At 69.6% G+C, this 13,919-nt stretch carries 13 protein-coding genes; 5 read left to right on the top strand and 8 right to left on the bottom strand.

What is annotated here, in order from left to right; genetic code table 11:
- Nucleotides 1-14 precede the first annotated feature (14 nt).
- Nucleotides 15-2,069 (bottom strand): hypothetical protein, encoded by a 2,055-nt coding sequence (locus ACWDRB_RS50845; RefSeq protein ID WP_449907330.1) that lies wholly within the window; start codon nucleotides 2,067-2,069, stop codon nucleotides 15-17.
- Nucleotides 2,070-2,292: 223 nt separating this feature from the next.
- On the bottom strand, nucleotides 2,293-2,649 hold the full coding sequence (locus ACWDRB_RS50840; RefSeq protein ID WP_350742805.1) for a winged helix-turn-helix transcriptional regulator: 357 nt from the start codon (nucleotides 2,647-2,649) through the stop codon (nucleotides 2,293-2,295).
- A 132-nt stretch (nucleotides 2,650-2,781) separates the two neighbouring features.
- Between ACWDRB_RS50840 and ACWDRB_RS50835 the strand changes: the two genes are divergently transcribed.
- On the top strand, nucleotides 2,782-3,519 hold the full coding sequence (locus ACWDRB_RS50835) for an SDR family oxidoreductase (protein WP_449907325.1): 738 nt from the start codon (nucleotides 2,782-2,784) through the stop codon (nucleotides 3,517-3,519).
- Here ACWDRB_RS50835 and ACWDRB_RS50830 read toward each other — a convergent pair.
- Nucleotides 3,498-4,193, bottom strand: a complete 696-nt coding sequence (locus tag ACWDRB_RS50830) for a DUF899 domain-containing protein (protein WP_449907322.1) — start codon at nucleotides 4,191-4,193, stop codon at nucleotides 3,498-3,500. The genes ACWDRB_RS50835 and ACWDRB_RS50830 overlap by 22 nt on opposite strands.
- A 283-nt stretch (nucleotides 4,194-4,476) precedes the next feature.
- On the opposite strand from ACWDRB_RS50830, the gene ACWDRB_RS50825 reads away from it, so the two are divergent.
- Nucleotides 4,477-6,477 (top strand): WD40 repeat domain-containing serine/threonine protein kinase, encoded by a 2,001-nt coding sequence (locus ACWDRB_RS50825; RefSeq protein ID WP_449907319.1) that lies wholly within the window; start codon nucleotides 4,477-4,479, stop codon nucleotides 6,475-6,477.
- A gap of 113 nt (nucleotides 6,478-6,590) precedes the next feature.
- Here the strand turns inward: ACWDRB_RS50825 and ACWDRB_RS50820 are convergent, their stop codons facing one another.
- Together ACWDRB_RS50820 and ACWDRB_RS50815 are read right to left on the bottom strand one after the other, a co-directional pair.
- A complete protein-coding gene (locus tag ACWDRB_RS50820) occupies nucleotides 6,591-7,121 on the bottom strand; it encodes a hypothetical protein (protein WP_449907316.1) in 531 nt (176 codons plus the stop codon).
- A gap of 163 nt (nucleotides 7,122-7,284) precedes the next feature.
- A complete protein-coding gene (locus ACWDRB_RS50815) occupies nucleotides 7,285-7,968 on the bottom strand; it encodes a TetR/AcrR family transcriptional regulator (protein ID WP_449907313.1) in 684 nt (227 codons plus the stop codon).
- Between the two features lie 73 nt (nucleotides 7,969-8,041).
- Between ACWDRB_RS50815 and ACWDRB_RS50810 the strand changes: the two genes are divergently transcribed.
- The gene (locus ACWDRB_RS50810) at nucleotides 8,042-9,571 is read left to right on the top strand and encodes an FAD-dependent monooxygenase (protein WP_449907310.1); all 1,530 of its coding nucleotides are present in this window, start codon (nucleotides 8,042-8,044) and stop codon (nucleotides 9,569-9,571) included.
- 83 nt (nucleotides 9,572-9,654) lie between these two features.
- On the opposite strand, the gene ACWDRB_RS50805 is transcribed toward ACWDRB_RS50810, so the two are convergent.
- Entirely contained in the window at nucleotides 9,655-10,503 is an 849-nt protein-coding gene (locus ACWDRB_RS50805) for an enoyl-CoA hydratase/isomerase family protein (RefSeq protein WP_449907308.1), read from the bottom strand.
- 292 nt (nucleotides 10,504-10,795) lie between these two features.
- Here ACWDRB_RS50805 and ACWDRB_RS50800 point away from each other — a divergent pair, with 292 nt between their 5' ends.
- Nucleotides 10,796-11,488, top strand: coding sequence for a type 1 glutamine amidotransferase domain-containing protein (locus ACWDRB_RS50800; RefSeq protein ID WP_449907305.1), 693 nt, complete (start codon nucleotides 10,796-10,798; stop codon nucleotides 11,486-11,488).
- Nucleotides 11,489-11,490: 2 nt separating this feature from the next.
- Here the strand turns inward: ACWDRB_RS50800 and ACWDRB_RS50795 are convergent, their stop codons facing one another.
- Nucleotides 11,491-12,534: an FAD-dependent monooxygenase gene (locus ACWDRB_RS50795; protein ID WP_449907302.1), complete on the bottom strand. Its 1,044-nt coding sequence runs from the start codon at nucleotides 12,532-12,534 to the stop codon at nucleotides 11,491-11,493.
- Between the two features lie 64 nt (nucleotides 12,535-12,598).
- On the opposite strand from ACWDRB_RS50795, the gene ACWDRB_RS50790 reads away from it, so the two are divergent.
- Nucleotides 12,599-13,180, top strand: coding sequence for a TetR/AcrR family transcriptional regulator (locus ACWDRB_RS50790; RefSeq protein WP_449907299.1), 582 nt, complete (start codon nucleotides 12,599-12,601; stop codon nucleotides 13,178-13,180).
- A gap of 33 nt (nucleotides 13,181-13,213) precedes the next feature.
- Here ACWDRB_RS50790 and ACWDRB_RS50785 read toward each other — a convergent pair whose 3' ends face one another.
- Nucleotides 13,214-13,825, bottom strand: coding sequence for a TetR/AcrR family transcriptional regulator (locus tag ACWDRB_RS50785; RefSeq protein WP_449907296.1), 612 nt, complete (start codon nucleotides 13,823-13,825; stop codon nucleotides 13,214-13,216).
- Between the last annotated feature and the right edge of the window lie 94 nt (nucleotides 13,826-13,919).

Genomic DNA, 13,919 nt, shown 5'->3' with positions numbered 1-13,919 from the left:
CCGGTCGGCTTGTCTCAGCCGACCGGCTTGGCGATCTGGATGCGGTCGATGTCGGGCGCGTAGCCGGTGGAGGCGTTGCCGAACGTGATCGTGTTCGCTCCGGCGGCCAGGGTGACGTCCACGACCGTGGTCCGGTAGTTCGACCAGCCCAGCGTGTTGCGGAAGTAGTGCCGCTGGGCCGCGCCGCCGTTGACCGAGATGTCGGCGTAGCGGTCGACGATGTTGCTGTTGTAGTTGGTGGCGCCCTCGCCCAGCTCGCCGTTGGCGTACGTGACGACCAGGCGGTAGCGGCCGGCCGAGGCGGCGGTGACGTTGTTGAAGCGCAGCGTGTTGGCCGCGCCGGCGCCGACATATCCGACGTACTTCCCGCCCGAGGCGGCGGAGTTGGCCGCCACCCTGGCGGCGCCGCCCAGCGTGTTGGCGCTGGACTCGGCCTCGTACGCGGTGATCGTCCCCGTCGTCGCCGACACGTCGAGGTAGTCGACGTTGACGCCGGCGGCGCCGACCTCCAGGCGGTTGATCCCGGCGGTCAGGAACACCTTGGTGGTGACGGTGCTCCAGCTCGCGGCGGCGGGCAGGCTGACGTCGGTCAGGTCGGAGCCGTTGAGCCGCAGCTTGGCCGTGCGGGCGGCGGAGGCGGAGTAACGCAGGTCCACGTTGTAGTAGCCGTCCGAGGGGGCCGTGACCACGAACTTGGCGCCGCCGTCCGCGGAGGAGACCGGGCCGTAGGTGATCGCGCCCGGCGCGGCGGCGTACTCGGCCTCGTAGCGGGAGCCGGTGGTCGGGTCCTTGTCCGGGGTCACGATCACCTGGTACGCCGAGGAGCCCTTCAGCCCGGTGAGCGGGATCGTGATCTGGCCGCCGGACGGCGTGAAGTCCGCCTCGGTGACCTTGTACGGGCCGGGGGAGGGGTTCAGCCCGGTGTTGTCCACTCCCCAGACGGCGGCGTGGACCGTGGTGCCCAGGGCGCCCGGGATGCCCTTGACGACCAGGTTGGTGTCGTACGTGCCGCTGGCCGGGTTGTTGCCGCCGAAGATCACCCTGGCCTGCTTCTTGCCCTGGTCGAGCGCGGCCAGGACCTGGAGGGAGCCGTCGGGAGCGGGTGGGGTGACGGCCACGGTGTTGCCGGTCAGCTCGCCGTACCACTTGTACAGCCACCAGCCGCCGGTCGCCTGGTTGTTCCTGGTGACCAGGTCGTTGAGCCCGCCGGCCGTCGTCCAGTACGCCAGGCAGCCGTCGACCTTGCTGTTCTCGAACTTCGCCACGAACTGCACCAGGTTGCCCGGCACGCCGAGGTCCCCGGAGAAGCGCCCGTACTCGTTGATGGTGATCGGCCTGGGGGAGATGCCCAGACTGGACTCGATCGCCCGGTAGTCGGCGTAGTGGGTGTGCCAGCTGGTGAAGAAGTCGTCGCCGAGCTCGTGCCAGGTGGTGACGTCCGGCAGTACGGCGTTGTCCCGGGCGAACTGCATGAACGTCCGGATGTCGGCCGAGCGGTAGCTCGCGAAGTTCGGGCCCGCGATGCGGGCGCCGGGGTCGAGGGAGCGGATCCGGCGGTAGACGGTCCGGTAGTCGTTCATGAACCCGGCGAGGTTGCCGCCGTACCAGATCTGGTCGGGCTCGTTGAAGGGGACGTAGACGTACGAGGTGCGGTACGGGTCGGCGACGACCTTCCTGACCATCGTGTCCACCTTGGCCAGGTAGTCGTTGATGCCCAGGTTCTCGTACGGCCACTGCTTGTAGACGTCCTGCATGTAGATCTGGATCTCGCGGCCGCCGGCGCGTTTGAACATGGGGGCGATCTTGAGCGCGTCGCCGTTCGGGTGCTGCAGGCCGTCAGGCGCCTTCTGGGCGGTGACCTGCGGTTTGAGGGCGGCGAGCATGGTCTCGTTCGGGATGCCCTCGTCGCCGAGCCCGTACAGGAAGCCGGTGGCTCCGTACCTGAGCGCGCCGGTCGAGCTGCCGAGATCGACGACGAGCTGAGACGCGGCCTGGGCGGGGGCGGCGTGCACGGCACCCGTCAACAGGACCACCGCCAGCATCGCTGACCAGGCATGTTTCCTCCTCATGGCGAGACAACCTCCTTGCGTGCTGCGGGCGTCAGAGCCCTTGGGGGGACGTGGAGGTGCGCAGATGTGACCGGTCACATTTCTTGTTGCCTGAGTGTGACCGCTCACATTGCCGAGGAGAAGACCCTGTTACCAGGTTGTTACCGGCAAATATCGACCGAGAGTCCGCCGCGTGCGCGGGATGCGGCCTGCCACCTTGGGGTCGCAGGGTCGGCGGAACCGCTCAGGGAGTTTCCTGTTCGTACACGGCCTGGGCGGCGAGGATGTCACCCGCATGGTCCCGGATCCAGTCGGACAGGGTCTGGAGCGGCTCGGTGATCCCCTCGCCGAGGGCGGTCAGGCCGTAGCTGACCTGTGGCGGCGTGGTGTGGGTGACCGTTCGGCGGACGAAGCCGTCGCGTACGAGAGTGCGCAGCGTCTGGGACAGCATCTTCTCGCTGATCCCCTCGATCTTGGTGCGCAGTTCGTGGAACCGCAGCGGGCCACCGCGGACGGCGGTCAGCACGAGCACCGCCCAGCGGCTGGTGACGTGGTCGAGCACCATGCGCGCCGGGCAGTCCCTGTGAAACGCGTCACTCATACGTCGTGCCACCCCTTGACGAGCAGAAAGCCGACGGCAGGGTATGGAGCTTACCAAAAGGTAGGTACTTTCTCTGGGAATGCTCAATACCTAGAGTCTGCCCCCGAAGCCGTAGAGCAGAGGAGGCATGACATGCGACGCATCGCACTCATCACCGGCGCGGGGCGCGGTATCGGTGCCGCGACAGCACATGAGCTGGGCCGTCGCGGTTTCCACGTGATCGTCAACTATCGCGCCGACACGTCGGCGGCCACCTCGGTGGTCAAGCAGATCCAGGCGGCCGGCGGTACGGCGCAGGCTGTCCAGGCCGACGTCCGCGACCCTGGCCAGGTGGCCGAACTCGTCGAGGCCTGCGCGCGGGTGGACGCGCTGGTCTGCAACGCCAACATCCCCCCGCCGTTCGGCCCGCTGGCCGAGATGTCGTGGGAGGACTTCGCCGGCAAGGTCACCGGGGAGCTCGCCGGGGTCTTCCACATCACCCGGCGGGCCCTGGACCGCATGCGCGAGCAGGGCGACGGCCGAATCGTCTACGTCTCCAGCCTCAGCGCCGAGCTGGTACGTCCGGGCGCGGTCGCGCATGCGACGGCGAAGGCGGCGCTCAACACCTTTGCCCAGCACGTCGCCGCGGAGGCCGGTGCCTGGGGAATCCGGGTGAACGTCGTGGCGCCCGGCGCGGTCCGTACCGAGGCCAGCGCCATGATGCGAACGCCCGAGACGGAGGCGGCGCTGGGGCGCCGCTCGGTCCTCGGCCGGATGCTCGATCCTCAGGACGTCGCCGCGGTGATCGGCTCCATTCTCGCCGGCGGGTTCGACGCCGTGTCCGGCGCCTGCATCCCGGTGGACGCGGGCTACCGGGTCCTGTCCGGCTGACGGCCCTCGCCCGCGCCGTACTCGTCGTGCCAGTTCCACCACTGGTACGGCGGGGTCTGGGGATAGCCCTCGGGAGAGTCCTCCCACTCCTCCTGCCGCCCGAGCGCGGTCATGTCGAGGTAGCTCCAGGTGCTCCCCAGCGCCTCGTCGCCGCGGTCGTTGATGAAGTACGTGCGGAACACCCTGTCGCCGTCTCGCATGAACGCGTTGGTGCCGTGCCACTCGTTCACGCCGAAGTCGGCGTCGAAGTCGTCGGTCAGGGTGTACCAGGGCATCGTCCAGCCCATCCGCGCCTTCACCCGCGCGATGTCCGGCTGGGGCGCGCGGGAGACGAAGACGAGAGTGGTGTCACGGGCGTTCAGATGGGCGAGGTGCCCGACATGATCGGCCACCATGGAACACCCGACGCACGCGTGATCGGGCCAGCCGTGCACGCCGGGATCGAAGAAGGCGCGGTAGACGACCAGCTGGCGACGGCCCTCGAACAGGTCCGGCAGGCTCGCCTTACCCGCCGGCCCGTCGAACTCGTAGTCTTTCTCCACCGCCAGCCACGGCATCCGCCGACGCTCCGCGGCCAGCGCGTCCCGGGCGTGGGTCAGCTCCTTCTCCTTGACGAGCAACCGCCGGCGCGCCGCCTCCCACTCCTGTGGCGTGACGATCGCGGGTGTCTTCATGGTGCCGTTCACCTTCCCGTCCAGTTCCGCGTTCCCCTCCCCATCCCCGTCGGGATGATCCTTCAACGCCTCCAGCGGGCCGTCCCGGTCGCGGGGCCCGCATCGGCGCGGAAACGCCGCCCCGATAGCGCACCCGCCACCAGTCCCGCCTCGGCCGGCTGCACCAGGCGTTGAGCGATCGCCGCCACATGCGCCCATAGGCAAGGCTTTTGCGTCATCATGCGGACATATACCTTTTGAGCAGCCGAGTGGATCCTCCCTGACCCCAGGAGAAGATTGCCTCATGTCCGGTCCGCGCCCGTTGGCCGAGAACGATCCCCGGCAGATCGGGGACTATCGACTGATCGGCATGCTGGGCGTGGGCGGGCAGGGAGTCGTCTACCTGGGGCAGGCCCCCTCGGGCCGGCAGGTGGCCGTCAAGACGCTGCACGCCCGGATGGCCTCCGAGCCCGAAGCCCTGGACCGGTTCCTGCGCGAGACCGAGATAGCCAGGTCGGTGGCGGCGTTCTGCACCGCGCGGGTCGTCGACGCCGGGATCGCCGACCGGGCGCCCTACCTGGTCAGCGAGTACGTACAGGGCCCGTCCCTGGACGAGCTCGTGACCCGGGAAGGGCCGCGCACGGGCGGCGGGCTGGACCGGTTGGCGATCACCACCCTGGTCGCGCTCGACGCGATCCACCGGGCCGGCATCGTGCACCGGGACTTCAAGCCCAGCAACGTGATCATGGGCCAGGAAGGCCCCGTCGTCATCGATTTCGGCATCGCCCGGGTACTGGACCACTCCACCACGGGATCCGGCCTGATCGGCACCCCGGCCTACCTGTCGCCCGAACAGCTCAACGGAGAGCCGGCCGGGGCCGCCTCGGACGTGTTCGCCTGGGCCGCGACCATGGTGTACGCCGCCACCGGGCACCGGGCCTTCTCCGGCACGGTCACCGCGGGAGTCCTCAACGCGATCATGACCCGCGAGCCCGACCTGGCAGGCGTCCCCGACCGCCTCCGTCCCCTCCTGGCCGCCGGCCTGGCCAAGGATCCCGCGTCCCGGCCGAGCATCACCGACCTGTTCACCGCGCTCACCCACGAGACCCCCCTCCAGGACACGGGTTACCGGCGTCCCGCACCGCCGCCCGAAAACGCCCCGCGCCGCCGCCGTCAACGTCCGCCCGGCTTGGCGAAGGTGTTCGCGGCGGCCGCCGTCGTCCTCGCGATCCCCGTGGCCTTGTGGCTGGCGTCCGTCCTGACCGGGGGCCTCCCCGGCACCCCCCTCTCCACCGCCGGCGCGAAGCCCTCCACGACGGGCGCGCCGTTCGGCACCCTGATCCGCGAGCCCGTCAACGGCTGGCAGCCGTGGGTGCTGTCGCTGGCCGTCGGACAGTGGGACGGCCGTCCCGTGGTCGCCTCTGGAGGCTACGACGGCACGGTGCTCATATCGGATCTCGCCACCGGCGCACCCCTCCACTCCCCGTTCGGGGGGCATCAGGGTCCGGTCTGGTCGGTGGCGACAGGGCAGGTGAGCGGCCGCCCGGTCGTCGTCTCCGGTGGTCGCGACGGCACCGTACGCGTCTGGGACCAGACCACCGGCGAACCGATCGGCAAGCCCTTCCAAGGCCATCGGGGCTCGGTCGAATCGGTGGCGGTCGGGCAGGTGAACGGCCGCCCCGTGGCGGTGTCCGGCGGTCTCGACGGTACGGTGCAGGTTTCGGACCTGGCCACCGGCGACCGGGTCGGCGACCCCGTCGGCACCGGCCGCGGCTGGGTGCTCTCGGTGGCGGTGGGCGAGGTGAACGGCCGCCCGATCGTGGTCTCCGGGGACGTCGACGGCACCATCCTGATGACGGACCTGGCCACCGGCACTCCCATGGCCAGGCGCGTCAACGCTCACGACGGGCCGATCGAATCGGCGACGGTGGCGCGACTCGGCGGCCGCCCGGTGGCGATCTCCGGCGGTGGGAAAGGCGATCACACCGTACGTGTCTGGGACCTCGCCACCGGCGAACCGATCGGCCGGCCCTTCAGAGGCCACCGGAGCTGGGCGCTCGGCCTGGCCGCGGCGCAACTGACCGACGGCCGCCCGATCGTGGTCTCCGGCGGCTACAACGACCAGACCGTACGGGTGTGGGACCTGGCGACCGGCAAGCCGATCGGCGAACCCTTCAAGGACCACGTGGGCCTGATCGAAGCGGTGGCAACCGGATACCTGGACGGCCGCCTGGTGGCGGTCTCCGGGGGCAACGACGGCAAGGTCCGGGTCTGGAGCCTGAGCTCCCCGTACCCGTCTCCATGAACGGATTCCATCGACAGAGCCCGCCTCAGCGAGCTCTCCGTTGAGCTGTTCGGGCGCCAGGCAGGCCTGCCACCGGGTCTCGCGGTCTCGGCCGAGCTCCTGTGACGGGGCCGCTACCCGAAGCAGTCCTGAGCGGTCAGGACCAGGGTCACCCCGAGGACCATCCTCTTCGACACGAGGAAGACGTAGGACGCCTTGGGGTTGCCCGGAACGGTGGCGAAGGTGCCGTACAGCGCATTCTGCTTCAGGTTGGGGTAGGCGGCCTTCAACTGCGCGGGAGTGGCGCCTATGCCGATGCCCTGAGGCGTTTTGACGCCGCGGCCCGGCGCGGAGATCGTGACCACGCCCTGCTTCTTCGAAATGTACATCCCTGCCCGGTTGCCGCTGTACCGCCGCTCCTTCAGGTCATAGGTCGAGCACTTGGTGGGGACGTTGATGGTCTTGCGGACGATCCTCCCGGTCGCCCTGGCCCGCGCCTCCGTCATCCCGAGCTTGATGTTGCCGTACCCGAACGGTCCTAGCGTCCTCTTCTGGGCGGTGGCAGCGGCGTTCGCCGCGGGAACGACGCCTGCCATCATGACGCCTGCGGCCAGCGCCGTGACCAGCGCCGACCGGCCGATTCGTTGGGCTTTGGACAGTTTCACAGCATTTCCTCCGTGATCATGACTGCAAACTGTAGCCCGAACGCGGCGGGGAGTGCCGGTGATTGACGAGATCATCAGATGTCTTCGCGAACGTTGAGGTGCGCGTCCCGTACCACCGACGCCGTGGCCCGATGGCGCCCCCGTCCGTCTCGTCGACCTGGCTTCAGAGACGGCCCGGTCGCGGTGCTTGGGGGCGGGGTCGTGTCCCCAGCAGCGGCAGCCACACCTCGTCCACGATCTCGACGATCGACTCGTCCGGCACCGCGCGCATCGTCGTGAGCAGGTCGTGGCGCAGCAGGTCGAACGGCAGGTTCACCACGCGGGACGGGCGTGGCACGTCGGGCAGCTCGCCGCGCTCGACCGCGTGGGCGACGATCGTCTCGAAGGCGGTCGCCTGGCCCGGCGGGAGGAGGGTGCGGCGCAGCTCGCCGAAGCTGGTGCCCGCGTCGCGGAAGTAGTCCGCCAGCTGCACGCTCATGAACGTGATCGTGGGCGCGCGGTCGGCGTTGGCGTTGCGCAGGAAGCCGATCGCGTCGTCGCGGAGACTGCCGGTGTCGGGCACCGCGATCGGCTGCCAGAACTTGGTGAGAGTGGCCAGCAGCAGGTCGTCGCGCTGCGGCCAGCGCCGGTAGAGCACGGGACGGCTCGTACCGGCGCGGGCGGCGACCGCTTCGTAGGTGAAGCCGTGGTATCCGTGCTCGATCAGCACCTCCCACGCGGCGTCGAGGATCGCGCCCTCGAGTTCGGAGCCACGGCGACGGGATGCGCCGCCGTCGGTACGGCGTTCCGCCGCCTGCGCCCCGATCGTCCCGCGCTCATCCACGATCCGCTCGTACTTAGGATCCACTTGCGTATCTTATCGCGGTGATTTACGGTGTCCGCCGTTAGATACAGCTGCGTATCCTAAGGAGGCGTCAGTGATGTTCGACGTCATCATCGTCGGCGGTGGACCCGCCGGTCTCTTTCTGGCCTGCGAGCTCCGCCTCGCGGGAGCCCGGCCCCTGGTGCTGGAACGACGGCCGGAACCGGACCCGGCAGACAAGGCACACGGCCTCGCCGGCCAGGTCGTGCGGTTGCTGGACAACCGCGGCCTCTTGGAACGCTGCGGGGGCCGAGGGGCACCGGTGCCTGCGCCCGGGTTCTTCTTCGGCGGGATGCCGCTGCCGCTGCACGTGCTCGGCGACGAGAACCCGATGTATCTCCTGCCGGTCAACCAGCGTGACCTGGAACGGGTGCTCGGCGAGCGCGCGGCAGAACTCGGCGCGGAGGTCCGGCGAGATTGGGATGTGCTGTCCTTCAGCCAGAACGATGACCAGGTCGACGTCGTGGCACGCGGTGCAGACGGAACGGAGACGACCTTCACGACCCGATACCTCGTCGGCTGCGACGGCGGCCACAGCCTGATTCGCAGGCAGGCGGGAATCGCCTTCCTCGGCACCAGCGACGACAACGTCGTCGACCGGACGGCCCTCATCGGGCCGAGCGACCGCTTCCGTTTCGTGCCGGGGGGACGGGTCGTGATCGAGGGACTCGGCGAGATCCCGGCGCACTTCCACCGTACCGAGCGGGGCGTTTTCACCCTCCTCGCGCACGACCCGGAGCGGCCGCTGGTCAACACCGCCGAATGGGATGATCACCCGGCAGGCGATTTCCCGGGGCCGGGCGCGCCGATGACGATGGTCGAGATGGAGGGCAGCGTCGAACGGGTGCTCGGAGTGCGCCTGCCCCTGACTGCGCCGCCCGAGGGTTCGCCTACCTTGCTTCGCCGCCAGTGCGGCCGCAACTCCCGGCTCGCCGACCGCTACCGCGACGGCCGAGTCTTCATCGCCGGCGACGCCGCCCACGTCAGCCACGGGCCGACCCTGAATCTGGCGCTGCAGGACGCGGCCAACCTGGCCTGGAAACTGGCCGCCGCACTGCAGGGCTGGGCCCCGGAAGGCCTGCTGGACAGCTACGGAACCGAACGCCACGCGAGCGGCGAACGCGTGCTCATGCACACGCAGGCCGCGACCGCCCTGATGGCACCCGGAGGCGATGTCACCGCCCTGCGCCTGCTCTTCGCCGAACTCCTCGGCCGCACCGAGAACCTGCACCTGGTCGCCGCCCTGCTGGCGGGTGCCGATGTCCGCTACGACATGGGCGAGGAACACCCCGCCGCGCCCACCGGCTGGTTCGTACCATCCCTTGAGCTGACCACCGGCGACGGACACGCGCGGCGCCTCGCCGAGCTCCTGCGCGACGCCCGCCTCCTGCTTCTCGACCTCACCGGCGGGAACGACCTCGCCGCCACCGCAGAGCCCTGGAACGACCGGGTGCGCCGTGTGACCGCAACCGCCGCCGACGCCCCGGCACCCGCATTGCTCATCCGGCCGGACGGCTACGTCGCCTGGGCAGGCGCGGACCCCGACGGCCTGAAGGTGGCCCTCACCCGCTGGTTCAGCCCGGGCTGAGGCCGCTTTACGAGACCCCGGGCCTGCCACGGGAAGCCGTCGTCTGTGGCCCAACGGCGGCCCGAGGGCGAAGTGCGGGTCGTCTACTTCCCGTCGGAGCCAGGGCGGTACGGGAACCGCGTCACCCAATGCGGGAGGTCGCGTTCGACGTCGCTTCGCTGCTGGAGTCCCGCCTCGAACAGGTGCCTCGCGATGTGCTGCTGGGCCGGACGGGTCACCGCGGCCCAGAAGGCATCCATCTGGTCCTTGAACTCGGCCTCGGGCCGCTGCGTGGCGAGGTTGACGAAGCGCTTGATGTCCCTGATCGTCCGCAGGTCGAAGGAGGCGACGCGGGACGCGAACGCGTCGACGAAGCCGTCGAGGTCGTCGTCGGGCAGGGCCCGGTTCACGTACCCGTACATTTCGGCGAGCGCTCCGTCATAGTCGAGCCCGCCGAAGAGGATCTCGAAAGTCCGGCCCCGTCCGACCAGGCCGGGCAGACGCGTGGCGGGTCCGCCGCCCGGGATGGCGGCCATGCCGATCTCGAACTGACCGACGATGGCCTTCTCCCGGCTGGCGAAGCGGATGTCGGTGGCGAGGAGGAATTCGCTCCCCGCACCGCGTGCCCTGCCCCTGATGGAGGAGATGGTCGCCACGGGGAGGGAGCTGAGACGGGTCAGCAGCGCCGTCCACGGGTGGACCTCCTCCGGATGGGCCAGGACGCGCTTCACCTCGTCACTGTCGGACAGGTCGTAGTGGGCCAAGTAGAAGTCGGGGTCGGCGCTGTCGAAGACGATGACCGCGAGACTGTCGCTCGCCTCGGCGCGCGCGAACAGGGCATTCAACTCGCTCGTCATCGTCGCGTCGACGAGATTGACGGGAGGATTGTCGAACGTCACTCGCCACAATGCGGCTGAGTGCTCGGTCAGGGTGAACCGGGTCGGTGAGGTCATGGATCTGACGCTAGGCTCTGACGGCCGAATGGCGGCTCAGCCTCGCTGCCTTTTCATTCTCAAAGGTCTACAGGTCGGCAAGGTTTTCAGGCGCGCCGGGAAACGCCGTGTGAGCGGTCGGTCTCGTGTTCGTAACCCCTTCATCATTCGCCGGTGAATATCCGGTCCCGGCTACCGTCGGAAACTCGGCCGCCTGGCAAAAAAAGAACAATATCGGCATGGGTGGCTTTCATCCGGCACATCACGCCGGACATAAAATGCTGTAGACGCAGGACGGGGAGGCGGTTGTCCGATGGCGAAGCTACTTTTCGTGATGACCGGGACGGCGTACTGGACGCTCAAGGACGGCACCAGGCATGCGACGGGCTACTGGGCCGAGGAGTTCGCGGCCCCGTACAAGGCGCTCACCGACGCCGGCCACGAGATCGTCGTCGCCACGCCCGGCGGAGTGGTCCCGACCGTCGACATGATGAGCCTGCGCCCCGAAATGGCCGGTAGCGCTCAGATCGCTCTCGACCTGGAGGCGATCATCCGCTCCGCGGAGGAGATGCGGCGGCCGATCCAATTGGCGACCGCCCGGCTGGAGGACTACGACGCGCTCTACTTCCCTGGCGGCCACGGCCCCATGGAAGACCTGTGCGTCGACGCGGACGCCGGCCGGCTGCTGACCGAGGCGCTGGCCTCCGGCAAGCCCCTGGCCGTCGTCTGCCATGCCCCGGCGGCGATGCTGGCGACCAGGATCCGTGGCGTGTCGCCCTTCGCCGGTTACCGGGTCACCGCGTTCACCAACGAGGAGGAGAACGCGGTCGGTCTCGGCTCCAAGGCCCGCTGGCTGCTGGAGGACGAGCTCATCGACCTGGGCGTCGACTTCACCAAGGGCGAGGTGTGGAAGCCGTACACGGTGGTCGACCGCAACCTGCTCACCGGCCAGAATCCGGCCTCGGCAGCCGTCCTGGCCGACCGGCTGCTCAAGGTCCTCTCGTAGGCTTATATGGGCAGCATCCGCATCAGGGTGTTGCGCGGTCCTGCCAGGCGACCGGCTCCGGCCAGGCGGGTCATCCAACTGGAGGCGGTGACCATCCGCTGGGCGGCCGGGCGCCGCCGTGCGTCATAGGAGAGCAGCGCCTTCGCCACGTCGCCGGGGTGCGTACGCAGGCAGGTGGCGAGCTCGACCGCGTCGAGCAGGGCCTGGCAGGCGCCCTGCCCCAGCGCCGGGGTCATCGCGTGGGCCGCGTCTCCTATCAGCGCCACGTTCCCCGTGACGTAGGACCCCAGCGGTGGCGCCAGGTCGTAGACCTCGTGCCGCAGCACGGCGTCCGCCTCGGCGGCCGCGAGCACGCGGGGGATGGGGTCGTGCCAGGCGGCGAAGCGTGCGCGCAGGTCGTCGAGGCTCTCGCGAACCCCTTCCGGGGTGCGTACGGGCGCGTACCAGTTGGTCACCCCCGGAGCCTGCGGCGTCATCCCGAACATCTGCCCGCGCCCCCAGGTCTCGCCGTAGTCCTGCGGCTCGAAGCCCTTGATCACGCCGCGCCAGGCGACGATGCCCGCGTAGCGGGGACGGGTCGCGGCGCCGAAGAACGCCTGGCGCACCGCGCTGCGCACCCCGTCGGCACCTACCACCAGGTCGTAGCCGGCGCGTAGCGCGGCGGGATCGGTGATCTCCACGCCCGTGCTGATCGTCGCCGGGTCCACCTGCTGCACCAGCATCTCGATCAGCGAGACCCGCGACAGCATGCGGACCGGCGCCCCTCCGCGCCGTTCGATGCGCTCCAACGGCAGGTCGGCCAGGCGCCTGCCATCGGGGGTACGGATCTGCGCGCGCCGGTAGGGGACGGTGCGCTCGCGCAGTTGCTCGCCCAGCCCCAGACGGGCCAGGCCGGCCTGGGCGTCCGGGCGGAGGCCCAGCGCCGTGCCTTCGGCGACGACCCGAGGCCATCGCTCGAAGATCGAAACATCCCAGCCGATCGCGCGCAGTGCGATCGCGGTCGTCAGCCCGCCGACTCCGGCGCCGACGACGACAGCTCTTTTCATCTCAATCACCACACATGTGGTACCACAGCTATGGTGATTGCACAAAGGCGGGAGGATGGGGGCCATGGTGGAGAACAGGGACCGCCGCGACCGGTTGCGCGACGCGGCTATCGAGGTGCTGGCGGGGGAGGGCGGCAGAGGGCTGACCCACCGTGCGGTGGACCGTGCTGCCGAGTTGCCGGAAGGCACGGCCAAGAACTACTTCCCGACCCGCGACAGCCTGCTCCAGGCCGCCGCCGAGCGGTGCGTCGAGCGCTACTGGAGTGAGCTGCAGCAGGCCGAGATCGACACCCCCGACCAGTTGCTCGTGTTGCTGCGCCTGATGGTCGAGCGGGCGATGACGGTGAACCGGTCCCGGGTTTTGGCCTATATCGAGCTGCACGCCGAGGCCGCCAGGAATCCCCAGGTGCAGGAGACCCTGGCCCGGCTTTCCCGCGCCGACCTCGACCTCCACCTAGCCGCCCAGCAGGCCGCCGGCCTCCCGGTCACCCGTGAGAGCGCCGCCATGGTGACCCTGGCCGTCAACAGCGCCTTGACCTACCTGCTCACCCAGCCGCCCGACGTGCTCGCCTCCTACGGACTCGACGACCTCGACCGATTCCTGAGCCGCCTCATCGCCTCCGCCTACCCCCGCCACCGAAACTGACCGGCGACCTGGGCTGGGCCGGCCGTGCCCGTGTCATCCGTCGATCGGCCGCAGGGCGCCGGCGTGCGCGGCGGCGAGCGTGACGCGCACCGCCTGGTCGGCGGTCGTCTCGTCGACCGGTTCGGCGGTGATGAGCAGGCGCAGGTAGATCGGTGCGGCCAAGGTCTTCAACAGCTCGGCGGGGTCGGTGTCGCCGGGAAGTTCGCCACGCTCGATGGCGCGCGTGACCACCGGTTCGGCTCTGGCGAGCCGGTCCTCGAACACGTGACGCCGGGCTGCGGCGATCTCCGGAAGATGGGCGGCCCCGGTGAACATCGCGGCGAGGATGGCCTGCCCGGTCGGGCTGGTGAACGCCTGGGCGAGCGAGCGCGCCAGCGCCCGCAGGTCGGCCTCGATCGCTCCGCTGTCAGGGACGGGGATGTCCAGCGCCATGTGTTCGGACAGGGCGTCGGTGAGCAGGCTCTCTCGATCTTTCCACCGCCGGTACACCGTCGTCTTGTGGACTCCGGCGCGCTGGGCGATGTTCTCGATGGTCAATGCGGCGTAGCCCTTGTCCACGAGCTCGGCGAGCGTGGCGGCGTGGACGGCGGCGCGTACTTTGGCGCCCCGGCCGACCGGCCTGGCGGTGGAAGGATCGGACTGCATTGCAACTCCAAGTTGCGATATTCGGAGGGTGCTGGCAGGATGAATGTATCGCAACTCGAAGTTGCGATACATGTGGCCGCATCCCCTTGAGGTG

The organism is Nonomuraea sp. NPDC003707 (genome assembly GCF_053587055.1).
This window is presented reverse-complemented; position numbering and strand designations above follow the sequence as displayed.